Genomic DNA, 20,979 nt, shown 5'->3' on the forward strand with positions numbered 1-20,979 from the left:
CACCGGAACGGGGAGGGGACCATGCTTGCACATCACATCGTAAAGTACATCGGGCGGACCTGCACAGCCATCGCCATAGGTGGTTTTGTAAGCGGGGCCGCTTTCGCGCAACAGGCCGCCGATAGTGTCGCGCCCGAAGGTGCCAGCCAAGGCAGCTTTACCGGCATGTCGCCGCGGATCACCGCCGCCTTCGAGGCTAAGGATGCGGGCAAACCCGTCATCGCCCGGAACTGGATGGTCGCCGCCGCCAACCCTCATGCGGTTCAGGCAGGGGCGGATGTGCTGGCACGGGGGGGCACCGCTGCCGACGCGCTGGTCGCCGTCCAAGCGATGCTGGGGCTGGTGGAGCCGCAAAGCTCTGGCCTGGGTGGCGGGGCGTTTCTGGTCTGGTATGACGCCGCATCGGGCAGGCTGACCACGCTGGACGGGCGCGAAACCGCGCCGCTGGCGGTCACGCCGCAACTCTTTCAGGACGATCAAGGTGTGCCGCTGGGGTTCTTTGACGCCGTCGTTGGCGGGCGGTCGGTCGGTACGCCGGGCACCCCTGCGTTGATGGCCGCAGCGCATGAGAAATGGGGCAACCAGCCCTGGGCCGAGTTGCTGGCCCCCTCTGTCGCATTGGCCGAGAAGGGCTTTGCCGTGTCCCCACGTCTTGCGGCGCTGGTGGCTGATGACGCCGAACGGCTAGCAACCTCCGCGACAACCGCAGATTACTTCATGCCCAATGGCGTGCCGGTTCAGGCAGGCGATACGCTGAAAAACCCTGACTATGCCCGCACGGTTGCAGCGCTGGCTGAACGCGGGGCCGATGCCTTTTATACCGGCGACATTGCGCGCGACATCGTGGGGGCTGTCCAAGGGGCCACCAACCCCGGTGTGCTGTCAGAGGTCGATCTTTCGATCTATCGGGTCAAGGAACGCGACGCCCTTTGCGCGCCCTATCACGGGCATGAGGTCTGCGGCATGGGGCCGCCGTCCTCTGGTGCGCTGGCTGTAGGGCAAATATTGGGGCTGCTGGAAAACGCGGACCTGAGCGCCGGACCGGCGGACGCGGATGTGCTGCGGCTGATCGGCGATGCCTCGCGGCTCGCCTTTGCGGATCGGGGGCGCTATGTGGCCGATACCGATTATGTGCCGGTGCCGGTGACCGGTATGCTCGACCAATCCTATCTGGCGGATCGCGCCAAGCTGTTGCAGGGCGACGATGCGCTGCCGGAAGTCACCGCGGGCGCGCCCGCTTTCGACCATGCCCTGAACTTTGCCGATGATATCTCTATCGAGCTGCCGTCGACCTCGCATGTGTCGATCGTGGACAGCATGGGCAATGTCGCAAGTATGACCACCACCATCGAAAACGGCTTTGGGAGCCGCCTGATGGTGCGCGGGTTTTTGTTGAATAACGAGCTGACGGATTTCTCTTTCCGGTCGCATACCGATGGCGTGCCGATTGCCAATCGGGTCGAGCCGGGAAAACGCCCGCGCTCGTCGATGGCACCGACGATTGTGATGAAGGATGGCGCGCCGGTTCTGGCCGTGGGCAGCCCCGGTGGCAGCCGCATCATCGGCTATGTCGCGGGCGCGATCATCGCGCATCTGGATTGGGGAATGGATGTCCAACAGGCCGCAGCACTGCCCCATGCGATCAACCGGTTCGGCCCCTACGACCTTGAGGAAGGCACCGACGCCGCCGCGATGGCCGATGCGCTGTCCGGCCTTGGCTACGAGGTGAACACCCGCGCGCTGACCTCGGGGTTGCATATGATTTCGATTGGCGATGATCTGCGCGGCGGGGCTGACCCGCGCCGCGAAGGCATTGCCCTTGGCGAGTGATCGCCCATTCTGAACCAAAGGAAAGACCATATGGCACAGGCCACCGACATGCCCCGCAACGAGACCGGGATCGACACCGCTTTGGGTATCCTCAAGCAGCAATTCGGCGAACGCTTCCAGACGGGGGACGCGATCCGCGAACAGCACGGGCATACGACGACCTGGATCAGAAATCAGGCTCCCGATGCTGTGATCTTTGCCCGCTCGACCGATGATGTCGCGGCTGTGGTGAAGGTCTGCGCCGCGCATAAGGTGCCGGTCATCGCCTTCGGCACCGGCACCTCGCTTGAAGGGCATGTGAATGCGCCCGCGGGGGGCGTGTCGATCGACGTCACGCAGATGGACGCTGTGGTCGAGGTCAACGCCGGCGATCTGGATTGCCGCGTGCAACCCGGCGTCACCCGCGAGGCGCTGAACACCCATTTGCGGGATCAGGGCCTGTTCTTTCCCATTGATCCCGGGGCCAATGCCTCGCTTGGCGGGATGACGGCGACGCGGGCCTCGGGCACCAATGCGGTGCGCTATGGCACGATGAAGGACAACGTTCTGGCGGTCGAGGCGGTGATGGCTGATGGCACGGTGATCCGCACCGGTGCACGGGCGCGCAAATCATCTGCGGGTTACGATCTGACGCGCCTGATGGTGGGCTCTGAAGGGACATTGGGCGTGATCACCGAAATCACGTTGAAGCTACAAGGCATCCCCGAGGCAATCAGCTCTGCCCGCTGTTCCTTCCCCTCGGTCGAGGCGGCCTGTGAAACCGTGCAAAGCGTGATCCAATACGGGCTGCCCGTCGCACGGATAGAGCTGCTGGACGCGATGGTCGTGCGCGCGGTGAATGGCTATGCCAAACTGTCGCTGCCCGAAACGCCGATGTTGCTACTGGAGTTCCATGGCTCTGACGCCGGTGTAGTCGAACAGACCGAGACATTCGCAGCGCTCGCCGATGAAAACGGCGGCACCGACTATCAGGCGACCACCACGATGGAGGAACGCAACAAGCTGTGGCAAGCGCGCCATGATGCCTATTGGGCGATGCTGGCCCTGCGCCCCGGCTGCAAGGCGGTGGCGACCGACGTTTGTGTGCCGATCTCAAAACTCGCCGAAGCGGTCGGCCGCGCGAACGCCAAAGCGGCGGAGCTGGACCTGATTGCGCCCATCGTCGGCCACGCAGGCGATGGCAATTTCCACGCCTCGCTGCTTCTGGATATGGACGACGCGGATGAAGTCGCCCGCGCCGAGGCGTTCATTAGCTGGCTCAACGAGCTCGCGATCTCGATGGAGGGGACATGCACCGGAGAGCATGGCATCGGACAGGGCAAACGCCCCTATCTGGTCAAGGAACTGGGAGCGGCAGTGGGCGTCATGGGCGCGATCAAACAGGCGCTCGACCCCGATAACATTATGAACCCGGGCAAGATTCTTCCCGAATCCCTGGCGTAGTCGGGACGGCGCGCGCGGTATATCGATCCCTGCCACCGGCAGGGATGCGATGCCTCCGGCGGGGATTTTAACCATTTGGAAGCGGCCTGCGCGCGAGTTTTTCGACGTTGGTCGCATTTGTGCTGTCTTTGGTCGGCTGGGTTCTGCGTTTTGCGCGGGGGCTGCTAAATGTCGCTAAGACCTATTCTGGCGGAGCATTGGATTCATGAAAACTCAAGTCAAAGCACTGGTTGTGGGCGGCGGTGCCGTTGGCACGTCGATTGCCTATCATCTGGCCCGCGCCGGATGGGACGATGTGATGTTGCTTGAGCGGGACGAGCTGACCTCGGGGTCTACATGGCACGCGGCAGGGTTGCTGCCCTATTTCAACATGTCCTATGCGACGACCCACATCCACGACTATTCGATCAAGTTCTACAAGACGCTTGAGGAAGAGACCGGCCTGAACGCGGGCTTTGCCGTGGTGGGCAACCTGCGCATGGCGCAGACGGACGAACGCATGGATGAATACATGCTCTATGCCTCGACCGCCGAGACCTGCGGCGTGCCCTATACCTTCATGACGCCGGACGAGATCAAGGCAAAATGGCCGCTGATCAAGACCGACGATCTGAAAGGCGCGCTGTACCACCAGACGGACGGCTACATTAACCCCGCCGATGTCACCATGGCGATGGCCAAGGGCGCGCGGCAGCGGGGCGTGGCGATCGAGCGCAAGTGGCAGGCGGATGCCTTTCACTGGAATGGCGCGGCGTGGGAGGTTACCATCACCAAGATGGTCGAGAAGGGCGGGAACCTAGTCCCCTCGGACGAGCAGGTCGTGATCACCGCGGAGCATGTCGTTACCGCCAGCGGCAACCACGCGCAGCGCACCGCCAAGATGCTGGGCATCAAGATGCCTGCCATTCCGGTCGAACATACGTTTATCGTGATGGATCAGGACCCCGAGCTGGTCAAATGGCGCGCCGACGGCAATCCGGAGCATCCGGTGGTGCGCGACGCCGACAATGAATCCTACGCCCGCGAGGAACGCGGCGGCTGGATTTTGGGCATCTACGAGCGCGGCGCGCCTGCGCGGTTCGAATATGGGGTGCCGGACAGCTTCCGGGCCGATCTGTTTCCGCTGGATCTGGACCGGATTGCGGATCAGTATATGGCGATGGCCGACCGCGTCCCGTCTTGTGCGGACTCCGGCCTCAAGGACGATTTCAACGGGCCGATCTGCTATACGCCCGACGGCAACCCGCTGGTCGGTCCGGCACCCGGCCTGCGCAATATGTGGCTGGCCGAAGGGTTCTCTTTCGGGATCACAGCTGCGGGGGGCACGGGCTACTACCTTGCGCAGATGATGGTCGAGGGCGAGGCCGAGATCGACATGGCGTCGCTGGACCCCAAACGCTATGGCGACTGGATGACCACCGAATATGCCGCGCGCAAGAACGAAGAGGCCTATGAGCACGTCTATATCCTGCACCACCCGGATGAGGAGCGCCCCGCCTGTCGGCCCTTGCGTACCTCGCCTGCCTATGACCGTCAGGCGGCCCGTGGCGCACAGTTCGGCCATGTGAACGGGTGGGAACGCCCGAACTACTTTGCGCCGCTGGGGTTCAATGACCACGACAGCCGGTCCTTCCGGCGCGGCGGCTGGTGGCAGCATGCGGTCGATGAGGCCAAGGCGATCCGCGAGGGCGTGGGCCTGATCGATGCGACCGCCTTTACCAAACATCTGGTCAAGGGGCCGGGGGCCACTGCCTTTCTGGATTGGTTCACTTGCAACAAGCTGCCCTCGGTCGGACGCATCAACCTGACCTATGCGCTGACGATCAACGGCACCACGCGCACCGAATATACCATCGTGCGGCTCGCTCAGGATGAATACTACCTTGTGTCCGCCGGGGCCTGGACGGCCTATGACAGTGATTTCCTGCGCAAGGCCATTGCCGATAAAGCGCCCGAATTCGGTTATATCGAATGTCATGACGTGACCACGCAATGGGGTGTCTTTGCCATCGCGGGCCCCAAATCGCGCGATGTCCTGAAAGAGGTCATCAAGGACGCGGACCCCGAGACGGTGCTGAGCAACAAGCGGTTCCCCTGGCTGACCATGCGCAATATCGAGCTGGGGATGGTCCCCGTCCGCGCCATCCGCGTCGCCTATACCGGAGAGCTCGGCTGGGAGCTGCACCACCCGATCGAGATGCAGAACCACCTGTTCGATCTGCTGGAGAAGGCGGGCGAGAAACACGGGATGAAACTGGTCGGCGCGCGGGCACAGAACTGGCTGCGGCAAGAGAAATCCTACCGCGCTTTCGGCAATGAACTGGGCCGCGATGCCACCCCGCTAGAGGCCGACCTGCCGCGCTTTGTCGACCTGTCCAAGGACTTCCACGGCAAGGACGCAATGCAGGCCCATGGTATCCGCAGCAAATGTGTGACCTTGCTGATCGACGGGCCCGACGACGCCGACCCTTGGGGCCGCGAAGTGCTGTATCACGGCGACACCCGTGTTGGTCGCCTGACCTCGGGCGGGTATTCGGTGGCCTTCGGTAAATCCATCGGCATGGGCTATGTCAAACCCGACATCGCGGTGGTTGGCACAAAGTTGAAGGTCAAGATGTTCGACCAGCTATGGGATGCCGAAGTTGTGGAGGACAGCCCCTACGACCCGAAAAACGCAACGATCCGTGTGGATGGGTGAGGCAGACATTTACTCTGACACATACAGAGCCCCGCCAAGCACATGTTTGGCGGGGCTTTTTTCCTACCGCACCTGACGCCGCGAAAGCCAGTTGTCCCAACTGCTGGGGCTACCTGCATAGACGTTGATGTCGATGTCGCCGGCGGCTCCGGGGACGCGGCCGGTGCTGGTGTATTGCCAGAAGGTCCAGCGCTCGTCGGGGTATTTCTCGGACGGGTGGGCGGCGGTGGAGCGGAGCCAGAATTCAACACCGCGCAGACGCCCCATGTCATTCTGGGCATAGAACTCCGGCGTGGTGTAGACGACGGGCTGCTGCCCGTAATGCGCGCGCAGGATGCTTAGAAAGGTCTGGGCGTTGCGGCGGACGGTATCGGCGGGCGGGCGCAGGGTGCAGGTGGGGGAAAAGGGGTTCCACTCCAGATCCAGCACGGGGGGCAGCATGCCCGGCGCTTTGGGCACGTTTTCGATGAACCAGCGGGCCTGTTTCTCGGGCGTCGTGCAGAAATAATAGAAGTGATAGGCCCCGCGGGCGACACCGGCGCGGCCGGCACCGTCCCAGTGGTTCTGGAACATCGGGTCCAGCAGATCGCCGCCTTCGGTGGCTTTGATGAAGGCGAAGTTCACGCCGGAGACGCGGGCCTCGCCCCAGTTCAGCGGTTGCTGGAAGCGCGCCACATCAATGCCGTGCACCGCATAGCGGTCGGGGCTTTGGCCGGGCCAGTCGAACGGCTTGCGGTCGCCGAAATTGGCCGCCGTCACATCCCCCACAGGGACAGAGAGTTGCGGCGCACCACAGGCCGAAAGGACAAGGGCAGAGAGGAGGGCAAGAACGCGAAGTCGGGGCATAGGGTCACGGCTTTCGTGCGATAAAGGCCAGATTATTGGCGGGCATGTCGATCCTGTCGATCGGGCTTAGTGCAGCATCGCTGAGCCATCGCGTGATGTCGACCGTATCCTTGTACCCGATCGCAGGATCGGCGGTGCGCAGCTCGGCATCGAATTTCGCATCTCCGTCGGAGGTGAGCACACCCTCGCGGCGGAACGGACCATAGAGGATCAACGTGCCACCGGCGGCGAGCGCAAGCGCGGCTTCGGCGATGACCTGCTGTGCGGCCTCTGTCGGGATCAGATGCAGCAGGTTGGCGAGGAAGATCAGGTCTTGCGGTGGCAGTGGCTTGTGCCAATCCGCCGCTGTTGCATCCAGCGGTGCGGCGGGGGCGACGTTGCTCAGCCCGGCTTCGGCGATATAGGCGTCGATGCTGTCGCGGCGGTCAGGGGCAGGCTCGGTCGGCTGCCAGTGCAGATCGGGCAGGGCGCGGGCGAAGGCGGCGATATGCTGCCCCGTCCCGCTGGCAATCTCGAGCGCGCGACCTTTTTGCGGCCCGTGGTCACGCAGCAGGTCACACAGGGCGTCCTTGTTCCGTTCGGCGGCGGGGGCGTGCAGCATGGCACCGCGGGTGGGCAGAGCGACGCTGGCGCTTGGGGGAAGCTTGGCTGTCATGCGCGCAGCCTATCGGGGCGCAGTGCCTCGACCACCGGATCGGGCAGCGAGGGGGCGTTGCCAAGGGTCAGATCTGCCACCAGTTGCGAGGCGGCGGCGCTGGTCTGGAAGCCGTAGCCGCCTTGTCCCGCGCTCCAGATGAAGTCGGGCTGGGCGGGATCGGGGCCCAGCACCAACGTGCGGTCCACGGCAAAGCTGCGCAGCCCCGCCCATGTTGCGATGGGTTTCGTCAGCGGCACGGCGACCATATTCTGATACCGCTCCAGCCCTTCGGCCAGTACCATGTCGTCGGCCCATGCGTCCTGCGGTTCGGTCGCGTCCTCATCGGCGGGCGAGATCAACAGCGCACCCGCGTCGGGCTTGGCGTACCATGTTTCGCCCACGCCAAAGAACATCGGCCAGCGCGACAGGTCATGCCCGCCCGGTGCCGCAATGCGGGCCATGGACCGGCGGTAGGGGGTGATGCCGATGGGGGGCACACCGGCCAGAATGGCGATCTGGTCGGCCCAGGCTCCGGCGGCGTTAAGCAGTTTTGCGGCGTGATGGATGTGCGGGCCTGCGGTGACCTTCCACGTATTGCCCGTGCGGGTGATGGATGTGACGGGATGCCCGGTGTCAATCCGCCCGCCATTGCCGCGTAACTCTTTGGCGAAATCCTGCAGCAGACGGTCGGTATCAATATCATGGGCGTCAGCGTGGTAGCCAGCAAAGGCGATGCGTTCGGCGGCCAGGATCGGCACAAGGCGCAGCGCATCGTCGGGGGTGATCTGTTCGACCCCCATATGGGCGAGATCGCTGTGAAACGCCTCTTCCTCGTGGCGGTCGGCGATGATCATCAGGCCGCGCGGGGACAGGTAGCCGCCGTCGCGCAGGTAGCCGACGGTGGCCTTGTTCAGCGCCTGCACAGAGGGCGCACCGTAATTCTCTTCGATCAGCGCGGCCGACCGGCCAGAGGCGTGATAGCCAAGCGCTTTTTCCCCTTCGATCACCGTGACTTTTGCATCACCAGACAGGCGCGCCGCGGCCGAGATGCCCGCGATGCCGCCGCCGATGACAAGGATGTCGGATGTGCTTTCTGTCATAGGTACCCCCTGTCCCTTGCACTGGTTTTGCGCAGGCCTGTCCCGCCGGCCCCAAGCTCTTTGCTTATGGGTGACATGGGCCGGTGGGACGTGCAACCGCGCGGTTAGGCATCGGTCTTGCCGCGCGCGGTCGCGCGACCATAGGCGGGGCGCGCGTGGATCATCTCGACAAAGCCAGCGAGTGCGGGATAATCCTTGGCGCGGCCCTGCTGCATCGCGATCTCTGCCGGAAAGCTGAGCATGATATCCGCCGCCGATAATGTATCCTGCACAAAATGCCCCGAGGCCCGCACGCGGCTGTTCATGTAGCTATAGTGGTTGTCCAGTTCAGACGAGATGCGCGGATGCAGCGGTGCACCGGCGTCGCCCAAACGGCTGACATAGAGGTTCAGCAGGATCGGCGTCATCGCGGACCCTTCGGCGAAATGCATCAGTTCAAGGTGTTGCAGATAGGCGGCGCTGTCACGATCGGGGATCATCTGCGGCGCGAAACGGGTGCAAAGCACTTCGGTGATGGCCGCGCTCTCGGCGATCAGCGTGCCGTCGATCTCGACCATGGGGGATTTGCCCAAGGGGTGCACGAGCTTTAGTTCGGGCGGGGCGAGGTTGGTCTTGGCATCGCGGGTATAGGGAATGACATCATAAGGCGCGCCGATTTCTTCGAGCAGCCACAAAATGCGATGAGAGCGGGACCGGTTCAGGTGGTGGATTTTGATCATGACGCTGATGATAGCGTGTTGCAGCCGGATGGGTAGTGGGCATGCATCCCCCGCGCCGTATTTGACAAACGGCGCGGGGGCTTGAGGTCAGGTCAGACGGTGACGCAGCGCGGGCAGGCGCGACAGGATCAACACATCGACCGCCAGCACGCTCAGCAGCACGGCCCCGGCCATGGGGAAAGCCATCGACACGAACAGCCCGACCAGCACGGCCCCCTGCCACAACGGCAGCTCTGACGGCATGGGCGGGGCGGACAGGCGGCCAGCGGCGGTAGGGCGGCGCTTCCACCAAAGCACCAGCGCACTGACGCAGAGGAACAGCACCGACAGGCAGACCAGCGTATTGGCCAGCACGCTCAGCAGCCCCAAGGTGCCCATGTGCAGCGCAATCCCCACCGCCATGGCTTTGCCCGCAAGCGAATAATCGGCATAGCGCACATCGGCGAGGATATTGCCGCTGTGCTGGTCGATATGCACGGTGCGGTCCGACATCGGGTCGGTGCTGTCGGTGTTCATGGAATCGCGGCTTAGCGTCCAGACGCCGGTATCGTCCTGCGGCAGGTTCATCTGATAGCGCGCGTCAAAGCCGATCTCGCGCGCCAATGCATCGATGCTGTCAATCGTGACGGCCCCTTCAATGCCCGCCTCCCCAGCCGCGCTACCAGAGGCAGGCATCGGCGTTTGTTCCAGCGCCCAAGGCACCTCGCGGCGGTGGTGGTTCATGCTGGCGTGGATGTCGTCCGAGAGGGGCACGGCATCCCATTTCTCGGCAGGGAACTGGCTCCAGGCTTGCACCATCTTGCCGCCCCAGATGCCCGCCCAAGACAGGCCCGAGATCAGGAACAGCACCAGAAAGGCCGATACCCAGATGCCCACAACGCCATGCAGTGATTTCCACATCGCACGGCCCTTGGTGAAACGTGGCACCAGCGTCCCGCGCCAGCCTGCACCACGCGGCCACCACATATAAAGCCCCGTGGCAATCAGCACCAAGGCGATCGAGGCCGCGGCTTCAATCATGCGATCACCGGTCACCCCCAGCATCAGATCACTGTGGATGCCATCCGCGAAATCATACCAGCCGGACCGACGCGGAAAGCTCTCGATCACCTTGGCCGTATAGGGATCAACCGCAACCATCACCGCATCCCCATCGTGGTCCACGCGGAACAGGGCCGCCAGATCAGGCGCGCGTGGGGCCACATATTGCACCAGCGTGCCGCCGGGCACGGCCTCGACCGCGGCTTGCGACTGTGCCGAGACCGACAGAACAGTTTTCTGCACGGTCACCGGGGTATATTCACCGTCGCGCCCGTCAATCCAGGCGATCCACAGCATCGCCATACCGGTTATGGTGAGAACCGATAGAAAGGGCAGCACGAACAGCCCGGCATAGAAATGCCACCGCCATGCAGCAAAGTAGAGTTTGTTCACGCCGCCGTCGGGCTGCGTGGTTTGGGTAGGGGGCGTCATATGAGGGCTCCAAGCCTAAGGGCCTGCATCATCGGCAGGCGGAAAGAATGAACAATTGGGATAGATGTTCAGACTTGGGGCGGGGCGCGGGTCAGCCGGCTGGGGTCAGGCTTGCGTGTGTGCAGCAGCCGTTTCGCCACAAAGCGCAGGGTTTGCGTTTTCTCAAGCACGGGAACGGGCAGGCCGGTGACCGCTTCGGGCAGCGCCATGGCACCGATCAGACGGCAGGTCTTGCAATCGGCCATATTGCCTGAGTGCGGGCTATCACCGGTGCCGCAGAGGTCCGCCAGCGCGCCGCCATTGGCAACATAGGCTTGCAGCTCGGGCGACAGGTCTACGGGCGCGAAACGATGCGCAAACCCCGATGTCGCAAGCGACAGCAGCACCAGAACGGTGGCAAGCAGTTGGCAGGGGAAGGCGGGCAGAAAGCGCATGTACCTTCTGTAGGCAGCTTGAATGCCCCGCACCAGATGCGTTTTGTCGCAAGACGGGGCACCGCGCTGATTTCGCAACAAAAAAGGCCCCGCGGATGCGAGGCCTTTGATCGTGTCAGGTCAGTGTCCGGCTTAGTTCGGAATGTCGCCCTTGATGCCTTCGACATAGAAGTTCATGCCCGCCAGCGTGCCGTCATCGGCTGTTTCGCCTTCCGCCAGGAAATCGGAACCGTCCTGCTTTTTCAGCGGGCCGGTGAACGGGTGGTAGGACCCATCCGCGATCGATGCTTTCAGCGCCAGCGCTTCTTCTTTTACGTCGGCAGGCACGGCGTCCGTAATCTCGCCGATACCAACCATGCCGGCACCGATGCCGTCCCATGTGTCTTTGCTTTCCCATGTGCCATCCATGACCGCCTTGGTGCGGGCGATGTAATAGGGGGCCCAATCGTCAATGATCGACGAGACGCGCGGCTTGGGCGCGTATTGCGCCATGTCGGACGCCTGACCAAAGGTGATCACGTCGCCCGCTTCTTGCGCCGCCGCCTGAGGTGCTGTGGAATCGGTGTGCTGCAGGACAACATCCGCCCCCTGTTCGATCAGAACCTTGGCCGCATCTGCTTCTTTGGCGGGGTCAAACCATGTGTAGGCCCAGACGATCTTGAACTCGACATCGGGGTTCACCTTCTTGGCGTGAATATAGGCCGAGTTGATGCCACGGATCACTTCGGGGATCGGGAAGGACCCGATATAGCCGATGATGTTCGATTTGGTCATCTTGCCGGCGATGTGACCCTGAATGGCGCGACCTTCGTAGAAACGCGCGGAATAGGTCGACACGTTGTCGGCACGTTTGTAGCCGGTGGCGTGTTCGAATTTCACATCCGGGAATTTGCCCGCGACATTGATGGTCGGGTCCATATAGCCAAAAGACGTGGTAAAGATCAGGTCCGCGCCGTCCAGCGCCATCTGCGTCATCACACGCTCGGAATCGGGGCCCTCGGCCACGTTTTCAACAAAGACGGTTTCGACAGCATCGCCGAATTCTTTCTCGACAGCCAGACGGCCCTGGTTGTGTTCATAGGTCCAGCCGCCATCGCCGACGGGGCCGACAAAGACAAAACCGACTTTGGTCTTGTCTTGGGCATATGCGCCGCCCGCAAGCCCAAGCGCCAGTGCCGCGCTGGCCATAAGTGTGGTGAATTTCATAACGTAGTCCCCTGAGTAACGCGCCTTTTATCCGGCGCTTGAAGATAGGCCCCTAGTGAGAGGCGTGGAAAGTGCGGCCCAGCGATGCCGGAGCAGCGCTTTTATCCGCGGAAAGGATCACCAGCACAAGGATGGTGATGATGTAGGGCGACATTGCCAGATACTCGACTGGAATGGCAACGCCCGCGCCTTGCAGATTCAGCTGAAGCTGCGTGATACCGCCAAAAAGATAGGCACCCAGCAACAGCCGCCAGGGCTTCCAGCTGGCAAAAACCACCAGCGCAAGGGCGATCCAGCCCACACCTGCGGTCATGCCTTCTGTCCATTGGGGCACACGGATCAGGCTGATGTAGGCCCCGCCCAGACCGGCACAGGCCCCGCCGAACATGATCGCCAGCGTGCGGATGCGCACCACCTTGTAGCCAAGGGCGTGGGCCGCCTCGTGGCTTTCGCCGACAGCGCGCAGGATCAGCCCCATGCGGGTGAATTTCAGCACTGCCCAAACGGCGACGACCAGCGCAAAGCCCAAGTACAGAATAATGTCATGGGAAAAGAAGATCGGCCCGATGACGGGAATGTCATGCAGCGGGCCAAAGTTCACATCCGGCAGGCGCGGTGGTTTGATCCCGACATAGCTTTGCCCCAGCAACGCCGAAAACCCCAGCCCGAACAGCGTCAGCGCCAAGCCCGATGCGACCTGATTGGCCAATGTGATCTGCGTCAGGAAGGCGAACAGCAGGCTCAGCAACGCGCCCCCCACGGCCGCGGCGGCAAAGCCCAATAGGGGCGATCCGGTCTCAACGGCGGTCGCAAAGCCGCAGATCGCGCCGATGATCATCATCCCTTCGACCCCAAGGTTCAGCACGCCGGATTTCTCGACCACCAGCTCGCCCAAAGCGGCAAAGATCAGTGGCGTCGCCGCCACCAGAAAGCCCGCGACAAAGAGCACCGGATTGATTGCAGACAGATCCATTACGCGACCTCCGTCCGGCCAAGGCGCAGCCGGTAATGGGTGAAAAGATCAAAGGCGAGCAGGAAGAACAGCAACATCCCCTGAAACACCTGAATGGCAGCGGCAGGCAATCCCAACTGGCTTTGCGCGATGTCGCCCCCGATATAGGTCAGCGCCATCAGACCACCGGCCAGCAGGATACCCACCGGATGCAACCGCCCTAGAAAAGCGACGATGATCGCGGTGAACCCGTAGCCCACGTTGAAATCGATGGTGATCTGCCCCGCAGGACCCGCGACCTCGAACATCCCTGCCAGACCGGCCAGCAAACCCGACATGCCCATGCAGAACAACACCAGCCGTGTCGGGTTCACGCCGGAAAACCGCGCCGCCCGCGGCGCCTCCCCGGTCACGCGGATGGCAAAGCCCAACCGGTGCCGCGCCAATAAGACATAGGCAAAGATCACCGCGATCAGGGCGGCAACCACCCCCCAATGCATCCCCGATCCCGCGATCAACTCGCCATTATGGGCCGATGCATATTGCTGCAGGTTGCGGCTGCCCGGAAAGCCGAAGCCTTCGGGGTTTTTCAGCAACCCAAGGCTGACAGAGGCGAGGAATTGTTCCGCCACATAGACCAGCATCAATGACACGAGAATCTCGTTCGTCCCGAATTTGACCTTGAGCACGGCAGGGATCATGGCCCAGACCCATCCGCCAAGCGCGCCTGCAAGCACCATCACCGGAAAGATAAAAACACTCTCTGCGGGGTAGAAGGCCAGACCTGCACCGGCGCCACAAATGGCCCCCATGATGTACTGGCCCTCGGCTCCGATGTTCCATATCCCCGCCTTGAACCCCAGCGACAGGCCAATGGCGATCAAGACCAGGGGTGCCCCTTTCACCAGCAATTGCGGGCGATAGTAAAAGGCGAAATCGCCGAACAGCGGCTCCCAGAAAATCGTCATGATCGACGCCACAGGGTCTTTGCCAAGCACCGCGAACAGCGCGCCGCCAAAAACCATCGTGGCAATCACCGCCAAAACCGGCGTTGCATAAGAAAACGCCCGGCTGGCCTGCGGCCGTTTCTCAAGCCGCATCATGCCGCGCCCCAGTTCTTGTCATCTGCTTTATTTTGCAAGGAAAACTCCACGGGGGTGTGGGGGTGTGAAACCCCCGCAAGCAACGCGTCAAACATGCGCCACCTCCATCCCGTGGGCCCCGCCCATCATCAATCCGATCTCGTCCACCGTCAGCCCTGCCGCGGCGCGCGGCTCCGACAGGCGGCCCTCGTTCAGCGCGGCGAAGCGGTCCGAGATTTCCATCAGCTCGTCCAGATCCTGACTGATCACGATCACCGCTGTGCCATTCTCGGCCAGATCCAGCAGCGCCTGCCGGATCGCCGCCGCGGCAGAGGCATCGACCCCCCATGTGGGCTGGTTGACCACCAACACCTGCGGATTTTGCAACACCTCGCGGCCGATGACGAATTTTTGCAGGTTCCCGCCCGACAGCGACCGCGCGGCATTGCCGGGGCCGGGGGTGCGCACGTCGAAATCCGCGATGATACGTTCGGCAAACCGTTTGGCGGCGGGCCAGTTCAACAGGCCGCGCCGCTCCAGCTTTTCGCGCACGGCACCGGTCAGCATCGCATTCTCGGTCAGGGACATATCAGGGGCGGCGGCATGACCAAGCCGTTCCTCTGGCGCGGTCAGGATACCCAGACGGCGGCGCGCGGTGGGGCCAAGCTGGCCCACGTCTTGACCCTCGAACCCGATCATGCCAGCGGCGGTCGGCAGCTCGCCCGACAGGGCCGACAGCAATTCATCCTGCCCGTTGCCCGCCACGCCACCGATGCCCAGAATCTCGCCCGCGCGGACTTGCACGGTGATGTCACGCAGCGGCATCCCAAAGGAACTGGGTGAGGGCGCGGACAGCCCCCTCAGGTCCAGCTTGACCGCGCCGGGGGTCTTGCCTGCGCGGGTCGGTGTCTTGAGCGTGCTGCCCACCATCATTTCTGCCATATCCCGTGCCGTCGTCTCTGACGGGGTGCAATGGCCTACCACTTTGCCCAATCGCAGGATCGTGGCGCTGTCACACAGGCTGCGGATCTCTTCGAGCTTGTGCGAGATATAGAGGATCGCGGTGCCCTCGGCGCTGAGCTTGCGCAGGGTTTTGAACAGGATTTCAACCTCTTGCGGGGTCAGAACGCTGGTGGGTTCATCCATGATCAACAGTTTGGGGTCTTGCAGCAGGCAGCGGATGATCTCGACCCGCTGGCGTTCACCGGCCGAAAGGTCGCCGACGATGCGGTCGGGGGCCAGCGGCAGGCCGTAGGCCTCGGACACGTCGCGGATCTGCTTGCTGAGGGTGCGCAGCTTGGGCGCGTTCTCCATCCCGAGGGCGATGTTTTCGGCCACGCTGAGCGCGTCAAACAGCGAGAAATGCTGGAACACCATGCCCACACCGGCGGCGCGTGCGGCGCGGGGCTCGTGCGGGGCGAAACTGGCTCCGTGCATCTGCATCGTGCCGCTATCGGGTTTGACCAGCCCATAGATCATCTTGACCAGCGTCGATTTGCCCGCGCCGTTTTCCCCCAGCAGCGCGTGGACTTCGCCCGGCGCGATCCGCAGTGACACGTCATCATTGGCGACAACACCGGGGTAGGCTTTGGTCAGCCCGGAAAGCGCCAGAAGGGGCGTGTCGGTCATGCGCAGCGTTCCTTTTGTGTCAAACGAACCTGTTTATTCGTGCGGGCGGGTTCAAATTGCAAGAGTTGCGTGGCCACCCCAAGCGCAATCGCTTGAGGATGCTTGCCAAATTGCCGCGCGCCGATGGGGCAGGTGATGCGGGCGATCTGTTCGGGGGCATGGCCAAGGGCGGCCAGACGGCTACGAAACCGGGCCCATTTCGTGTCTGACCCGATCAACCCGCCAAAGGCGAAATCGCGTTGCAGCAAGCGGTGGCACAGGTCCAGATCGTCGTCATGGGCCGGTGTCATGATGAAATGTGCAGCGTCATCTTCGGCGCTGTGCAGCGCGGCACGCCAAGGGCCATCGACGCCGCTGACGCCCGTCGGCAGATCGTCGAGATACCCGGGGCGCGGGTCTGCGAGTGTGACGCGAAACTGCGGCAGCGGGGCCAGAATACGCGCCAGCGCGCTGCCGACATGGCCCGCGCCGTGAATGACCACTTGCCGCGCGGGCTGCCACATCGGCTCTGCCAACCAGCCACCGTGCAGGGTAATGGCGAGCGGTGTCGCGCCGCCACTGGCACGGTCGATCTTGGCGCGAAAGCTGTCGGCAAGGGGCGGGGCCGCCGGATCAACAGCGCGCAGGTAGATGTCGGGGTAGGTGTCGGGCAGGGCTTCGACTGTGGCGGCGTCGAAACGCTCTGTCACCACTGTCACCGCCCCGCCGCAGCATTGGTTCATCGCAGGGCCAAGGGCGGCACGGGTCAGCTTGCTGCGGGGGCCACCCGCGAGCATGGCGGCGGCGTCGCGCATCGATTGCAGCTCAAGCTGGCCGCCGCCGATTGTGCCGGAAGCACCGCCCGCCCAGACCAGCATCGACGTTCCCGCCGGACGCGGGGCAGAGCCTTTGACCTGCACCAGAACGATGCGCGCCACCGTGCCATGCGCGGCAACGGCCTGCGCCAGGGCTGCGCGGTCAAAGGGCATTGCGGGCCTTCCCGATGGCGGTCAGCACTGCTTCGGCCGTGGCGGGTGTTTGCAGGTCACCAAACCCGTCCCCACAGGCGCTTACCGCATCCGACAGCGCCATGAAGGCCGAGATGCCCAGCATCAGCGGCGGCTCCCCCACCGCTTTTGACCGGTAGATCGTCTGCGCGGGGTTGGGTTCGTCCCAAAGCGCCACGTTGAACACATCGGGCCGGTCCGAGATGGCGGGGATTTTGTAGGTCGACGGCGCATGGGTTTTCAGCGTGCCTTTGGCATCCCAGACGAGTTCCTCGGTCGTGAGCCAGCCCGCGCCCTGCACATAGCCGCCTTCGATCTGGCCGATGTCCAGCGCGGGGTTCAGCGATGCGCCCGCGTCGTGCAAGATGTCCGCGCGCAAAATGCGGTTTTCGCCCGTTAGCGTGTCGATCACCACTTCGGTGACGGCCGCGCCGTAAGCAAAGTAGAAGAACGGGCGGCCGCGACCCTTGATGCGGTCCCATTCGATTTCGGGTGTCTTGTAGTAGCCGGTGGAGGACAGCGACACGCGGTTTTCATAGGCAGAGGCGGCAGCTTGGGCAAAGCTGATCACCTTTTCCCCGATATGAACCTGACCATCGGCAAAGCGTATCTGGTCTGCGGTGGTCTGATAACGCTCGGCCAGATGGTCGGCGATGCGGTCGCGGATCGTGTCGCAGGCCGCTTGGACCGCCATGCCGTTCAGGTCCGTCCCCGAAGACGCCGCCGTGGCCGAGGTATTGGGCACCTTGCCCGTATCCGTCGCGGTGATCTTGACGACCGAGAGGTCAACGCCAAAGCGGCTGGCGGCGACCTGCGCGACCTTTTGGAACAGGCCTTGTCCCATTTCCGTGCCGCCGTGGTTCAGGTGGATCGACCCGTCCTGATAGACATGCACCAACGCCCCCGCCTGATTAAGGTGGGTGAGGGTGAAAGAGATGCCGAACTTGACCGGCGTCAGCGCGATGCCGCGTTTCAGAACCGGCTGCGTCGCGTTCCAGTCGGCAATGGCGGCGCGGCGTGCGGTGTAGTCTGATGTCTGGGCCAGCCGGTCGGTCAGCGCGTTGATGATACAGTCCTGCACCGGTTGGTGGTAGGGGGTGGTTTGCAGACCCGTGGGCTGGGGTGGCGTGCTTTCCTGTGGTGCGGGCGGTGCCCCGCGAGAAGCAAGATCAGCCTCGGTATCATGGGGCAGGGCGCGGTGGTCACGGGCCTGTCCGGTAGCGTCAGGCTGCATCACATCGGCGTAGAAATTGGCCCGCCGCACCGCCAGCGGATCAAACCCGAGTGACTGCGCGATATGGTCCATAACCCGTTCGATGCCCACGATCCCCTGTGGCCCGCCAAACCCGCGAAACGCGGTGGCGCTTTGCGTGTTGGTGCGCAAGCGGTGCGAGGTGATGCGGATGTTATCGAGGTGATAGGCATTATCCGCATGCAGCATCGCACGGTCGGCCACGGGCAGGGACAGGTCCATCGCCCAGCCACAGCGGGTGTAATGGGTGAAATCCAGCGCCGAGATGCGGCCAGTGGCGTCAAACCCTACGGTATAGTCGATGCGGAAATCATGGCGTTTGCCTGTGACGATCATATCGTCATCACGGTCATATCGCATTTTGCAGGGGCGTCCCGTGCGGGCGGCGGCGACGGCACAGGCCACGGCGAGCGCATTGCCCTGACTTTCCTTACCACCAAAGCCACCGCCCATGCGCCGCGTCTCTACCCGCACGGCGTGCATCGGCGTGCCAAGCGCCTCTGCCACCTTATGCTGGATCTCGGTCGGGTGCTGGGTCGAGGAATGGACGACCATGTCGCCATTATCTTGCGGCAGGGCGAGGGCGGCCTGACCTTCGAGGTAGAAATGCTCTTGCCCGCCGATATTGATCGTCCCGCTCAGAGTTTGGGGGGCGGTGGTCAGCGCGGCTGCGGCATCGCCCTTTTGGTAGATGCGGGGGCCATCCTCGAACCGTGCATCGGCGGCCAGCGCCTCTTCTATGGTCAGGATCGGGGTGGTCGGGGTGATGTCCACCGCCCCAAGCCGCGCGGCGTGGCGAGCGGCAAGGTGGGTTGTCGCGATGACCATGAACACGGGTTGGCCCGCATAATGTACCGCGTCGGTGGCCAGCAGGGGTTCGTCATGGTTTGACGGGGATACGTCATTGTCAAACGGCAGATCTGCCGCCGCCAGCACCGCCACCACACCGGGGGCAGCAGCGACATCGCGCAGGTCCATGCCGTTGAGCGTGCCCGCGGCCACCGTGCTCAGTCCAAAGGCGATATGCAGCGTTGTGGCCGGTGTCGGGATGTCGTCCACGTAACGCGCAGCCCCCGTGACATGGAGCTTGGCTGCATCATGGGGGAGGGGTTTGGCAACGCTCATGCTGTCACCTCGTGCAGGTTCGTGGGCAGGCCGTTCACGTCATGCAGATAGCGCAGCAGCAGGTTCTGGGCGGTCAGCAGGCGATACTGCGCCGAGGCGCGCATGTCGGTCATCGGCTGATAATCCAGCGCCAAGGCATCCATCGCGCGGCGGATCGTCGCCTCGTCAAAAGGTTGGTTGATCAACAGGGCTTCGGTCTGGCTTGCCCGTTTCGGTGTGCCTGCCATGCCGCCAAAGGCGATGCGTGCGTCTGTGATTACATCGCCCGCGCGGGTGATGTTGATACAGCCGCACAGCGCCGAGATGTCCTGATCGAAACGTTTGCTGATCTTGTAGCAGCGCAGGCTGTCATCCTTGCCGGTGGGGAGTTTCGGGACGGTGATCGCCTCGACAAATTCTCCGGGGGCGCGGTCCTGTTTGCCGTAGTCGATAAAGAAATCCTCAAGCGGCAGGCTCCGGCGGGTGTCGCCGTGACGCAGGTGCAATGTTGCCCCCATCGCGATCAGCGCTGGAGGGCCGTCCCCGATGGGCGAGCCATTGGCGATGTTACCCCCGATGGTGGCCGCATTGCGCACCTGCGCGGCTCCGTACCGCCGGAGCATCGCGCCCAAGCTGGGGTAGAGCGGGGCAAAATGCGCGGTAAGCGTGGCAAGGGTGGTGGCTGCGCCGATGCGCCAGTGATCCCCGCCATCGGCGATGCCGCGCAGGTCGGGGATCTGGTTGAGAAACACGACCGGCCCCAGATCGCGGAATTGTTTGGTGACCCAGAGGCCGACATCCGTTGCCCCCGCAATCAGGGTCGCATCGGGGTGATCGGCGTACCAGTGGGCCAGTTCATCCGTGGTCGTGGGGCGCGCGGTCGCAGGGGGCTGTCCGCCCCCGTCCGGCTGCGCCGGCCCCCCCGAGGATTTAGGGCCATCTGGAAGTTTGAGGTTGCGCAGGTGCGCAGGCACGGGGGCGGCCTCGGCGGCTTTGGCGGCGCGGATGATGGGCGCGTAGCCGGTGCAGCGGCACAGGTTGCCGGCGAGCTGCGTGTCGTGATCCGTGGCCCCGTTGAGATGGTCGGTGGCCATGGTGACGGCAAAGCCCGGCGTGCAAAAGCCGCATTGGCTGCCGTGGTGGTCGATCATGGTCTGCTGCACAGGATGCAGGCTGCCATCAGGCGCCGAGAGCCCTTCGACGGTGGTGACGGATTTGCCGTTGATCTGGGGCAGAAAAAGGATGCAGCCGTTCAGGGCGCGGTGGCCCTGATCGTCGCTGATCATGACGGAGCAGGCACCACAATCGCCTTCATTGCAGCCTTCCTTAGTGCCGGTCAGATGTCGGGTTTCGCGTAGCCAGTCCAGTAGCGTCATGGTGGGGGAGACGCCGGTCAGTGACACGACTTCCCCGTTGAGGAGAAAAGTGATGTCCATAGGGTTCGTTCCGCCGCGGTACCTCAGCCCGTGATCTGCGCGGCGTTCGATGCGACGTAGAACGCGGCGCGGGCAAATGTTGAACGAGGCTAGGCGGGGGCAAGGGGGCTTGGCAAGAGATTTCGTGGCGTCCTGCGCTCAAGGGCGTGTCG

16 protein-coding genes are annotated in these 20,979 nt (G+C 63.4%); 3 read left to right on the forward strand and 13 right to left on the reverse strand.

Going from position 1 to position 20,979, the window contains the following annotated elements:
- Window positions 1-21 precede the first annotated feature (21 nt).
- The 3 genes from ggt (at window position 22) to ABM428_RS05650 (ending at window position 5,971) form a co-directional block, all read left to right on the forward strand.
- Entirely contained in the window at window positions 22-1,830 is a 1,809-nt protein-coding gene (gene ggt, locus ABM428_RS05640; RefSeq protein ID WP_132996997.1) for a gamma-glutamyltransferase, read from the forward strand.
- 30 nt (window positions 1,831-1,860) lie between these two features.
- Window positions 1,861-3,273 (forward strand): FAD-binding oxidoreductase, encoded by a 1,413-nt coding sequence (locus ABM428_RS05645; protein ID WP_132996996.1) that lies wholly within the window; start codon window positions 1,861-1,863, stop codon window positions 3,271-3,273.
- Window positions 3,274-3,478: 205 nt separating this feature from the next.
- A complete protein-coding gene (locus ABM428_RS05650; protein ID WP_278375537.1) occupies window positions 3,479-5,971 on the forward strand; it encodes an FAD-dependent oxidoreductase in 2,493 nt (830 codons plus the stop codon).
- A 63-nt stretch (window positions 5,972-6,034) separates the two neighbouring features.
- Here the strand turns inward: ABM428_RS05650 and ABM428_RS05655 are convergent, their stop codons facing one another.
- From ABM428_RS05655 to xdhA, 13 genes are all read right to left on the reverse strand, one after another.
- Window positions 6,035-6,817 (reverse strand): GH25 family lysozyme, encoded by a 783-nt coding sequence (locus ABM428_RS05655; RefSeq protein ID WP_132996994.1) that lies wholly within the window; start codon window positions 6,815-6,817, stop codon window positions 6,035-6,037.
- 4 nt (window positions 6,818-6,821) lie between these two features.
- Window positions 6,822-7,472: a DUF938 domain-containing protein gene (locus tag ABM428_RS05660; RefSeq protein ID WP_132996993.1), complete on the reverse strand. Its 651-nt coding sequence runs from the start codon at window positions 7,470-7,472 to the stop codon at window positions 6,822-6,824.
- On the reverse strand, window positions 7,469-8,554 hold the full coding sequence (locus ABM428_RS05665) for an FAD-dependent oxidoreductase (RefSeq protein WP_353628258.1): 1,086 nt from the start codon (window positions 8,552-8,554) through the stop codon (window positions 7,469-7,471). The genes ABM428_RS05660 and ABM428_RS05665 overlap by 4 nt, the downstream gene beginning before the upstream one ends.
- A 104-nt stretch (window positions 8,555-8,658) precedes the next feature.
- Window positions 8,659-9,273 carry a glutathione S-transferase family protein gene (locus tag ABM428_RS05670; protein WP_132996991.1) on the reverse strand — a complete coding sequence of 205 codons (615 nt, stop codon included), beginning with the start codon at window positions 9,271-9,273 and terminating at the stop codon, window positions 8,659-8,661.
- Between the two features lie 87 nt (window positions 9,274-9,360).
- Window positions 9,361-10,746: a PepSY domain-containing protein gene (locus tag ABM428_RS05675; protein ID WP_132996990.1), complete on the reverse strand. Its 1,386-nt coding sequence runs from the start codon at window positions 10,744-10,746 to the stop codon at window positions 9,361-9,363.
- Between the two features lie 68 nt (window positions 10,747-10,814).
- Window positions 10,815-11,180: a hypothetical protein gene (locus tag ABM428_RS05680; RefSeq protein ID WP_005852060.1), complete on the reverse strand. Its 366-nt coding sequence runs from the start codon at window positions 11,178-11,180 to the stop codon at window positions 10,815-10,817.
- Window positions 11,181-11,312: 132 nt separating this feature from the next.
- Window positions 11,313-12,386: a BMP family ABC transporter substrate-binding protein gene (locus ABM428_RS05685; protein WP_005852062.1), complete on the reverse strand. Its 1,074-nt coding sequence runs from the start codon at window positions 12,384-12,386 to the stop codon at window positions 11,313-11,315.
- 52 nt (window positions 12,387-12,438) lie between these two features.
- Entirely contained in the window at window positions 12,439-13,359 is a 921-nt protein-coding gene (locus ABM428_RS05690) for an ABC transporter permease (RefSeq protein ID WP_074635361.1), read from the reverse strand.
- A complete protein-coding gene (locus ABM428_RS05695) occupies window positions 13,359-14,441 on the reverse strand; it encodes an ABC transporter permease (RefSeq protein WP_009826323.1) in 1,083 nt (360 codons plus the stop codon). The genes ABM428_RS05690 and ABM428_RS05695 overlap by 1 nt, the downstream gene beginning before the upstream one ends.
- An 87-nt stretch (window positions 14,442-14,528) precedes the next feature.
- A complete protein-coding gene (locus tag ABM428_RS05700; RefSeq protein WP_353628259.1) occupies window positions 14,529-16,049 on the reverse strand; it encodes an ABC transporter ATP-binding protein in 1,521 nt (506 codons plus the stop codon).
- Window positions 16,046-17,017, reverse strand: a complete 972-nt coding sequence (xdhC, locus tag ABM428_RS05705) for a xanthine dehydrogenase accessory protein XdhC (RefSeq protein WP_353628260.1) — start codon at window positions 17,015-17,017, stop codon at window positions 16,046-16,048. Before xdhC ends, ABM428_RS05700 begins: the two co-directional genes overlap by 4 nt.
- A complete protein-coding gene (gene xdhB, locus ABM428_RS05710; RefSeq protein WP_353628261.1) occupies window positions 17,007-19,412 on the reverse strand; it encodes a xanthine dehydrogenase molybdopterin binding subunit in 2,406 nt (801 codons plus the stop codon). Before xdhB ends, xdhC begins: the two co-directional genes overlap by 11 nt.
- Window positions 19,409-20,827, reverse strand: coding sequence for a xanthine dehydrogenase small subunit (gene xdhA, locus ABM428_RS05715; RefSeq protein WP_353628262.1), 1,419 nt, complete (start codon window positions 20,825-20,827; stop codon window positions 19,409-19,411). Before xdhA ends, xdhB begins: the two co-directional genes overlap by 4 nt.
- Between the last annotated feature and the right edge of the window lie 152 nt (window positions 20,828-20,979).

This window comes from Sulfitobacter sp. TCYB15 (assembly GCF_040435955.1).
GTDB classification, from domain to species: Bacteria; Pseudomonadota; Alphaproteobacteria; order Rhodobacterales; family Rhodobacteraceae; genus Sulfitobacter; species Sulfitobacter pontiacus.

What these genes read in the sequence shown, in the direction of transcription:
- ABM428_RS05700 (WP_353628259.1), bottom strand. Translation starts at nt 16,049, where the DNA reads ATGACCGACACGCCCCTTCTGGCGCTTTCCGGGCTGACCAAAGCCTAC.
- ABM428_RS05680 (WP_005852060.1), bottom strand. Translation starts at nt 11,180, where the DNA reads ATGCGCTTTCTGCCCGCCTTCCCCTGCCAACTGCTTGCCACCGTTCTG.
- ABM428_RS05695 (WP_009826323.1), bottom strand. Translation starts at nt 14,441, where the DNA reads ATGATGCGGCTTGAGAAACGGCCGCAGGCCAGCCGGGCGTTTTCTTAT.
- ABM428_RS05690 (WP_074635361.1), bottom strand. Translation starts at nt 13,359, where the DNA reads ATGGATCTGTCTGCAATCAATCCGGTGCTCTTTGTCGCGGGCTTTCTG.
- ABM428_RS05655 (WP_132996994.1), bottom strand. Translation starts at nt 6,817, where the DNA reads ATGCCCCGACTTCGCGTTCTTGCCCTCCTCTCTGCCCTTGTCCTTTCG.
- ABM428_RS05660 (WP_132996993.1), bottom strand. Translation starts at nt 7,472, where the DNA reads ATGACAGCCAAGCTTCCCCCAAGCGCCAGCGTCGCTCTGCCCACCCGC.
- ABM428_RS05645 (WP_132996996.1), top strand. Translation starts at nt 1,861, where the DNA reads ATGGCACAGGCCACCGACATGCCCCGCAACGAGACCGGGATCGACACC.
- xdhA (WP_353628262.1), bottom strand. Translation starts at nt 20,827, where the DNA reads ATGGACATCACTTTTCTCCTCAACGGGGAAGTCGTGTCACTGACCGGC.
- ABM428_RS05675 (WP_132996990.1), bottom strand. Translation starts at nt 10,746, where the DNA reads ATGACGCCCCCTACCCAAACCACGCAGCCCGACGGCGGCGTGAACAAA.
- ABM428_RS05685 (WP_005852062.1), bottom strand. Translation starts at nt 12,386, where the DNA reads ATGAAATTCACCACACTTATGGCCAGCGCGGCACTGGCGCTTGGGCTT.
- xdhC (WP_353628260.1), bottom strand. Translation starts at nt 17,017, where the DNA reads ATGCCCTTTGACCGCGCAGCCCTGGCGCAGGCCGTTGCCGCGCATGGC.
- xdhB (WP_353628261.1), bottom strand. Translation starts at nt 19,412, where the DNA reads ATGAGCGTTGCCAAACCCCTCCCCCATGATGCAGCCAAGCTCCATGTC.
- ABM428_RS05650 (WP_278375537.1), top strand. Translation starts at nt 3,479, where the DNA reads ATGAAAACTCAAGTCAAAGCACTGGTTGTGGGCGGCGGTGCCGTTGGC.
- ggt (WP_132996997.1), top strand. Translation starts at nt 22, where the DNA reads ATGCTTGCACATCACATCGTAAAGTACATCGGGCGGACCTGCACAGCC.
- ABM428_RS05670 (WP_132996991.1), bottom strand. Translation starts at nt 9,273, where the DNA reads ATGATCAAAATCCACCACCTGAACCGGTCCCGCTCTCATCGCATTTTG.
- ABM428_RS05665 (WP_353628258.1), bottom strand. Translation starts at nt 8,554, where the DNA reads ATGACAGAAAGCACATCCGACATCCTTGTCATCGGCGGCGGCATCGCG.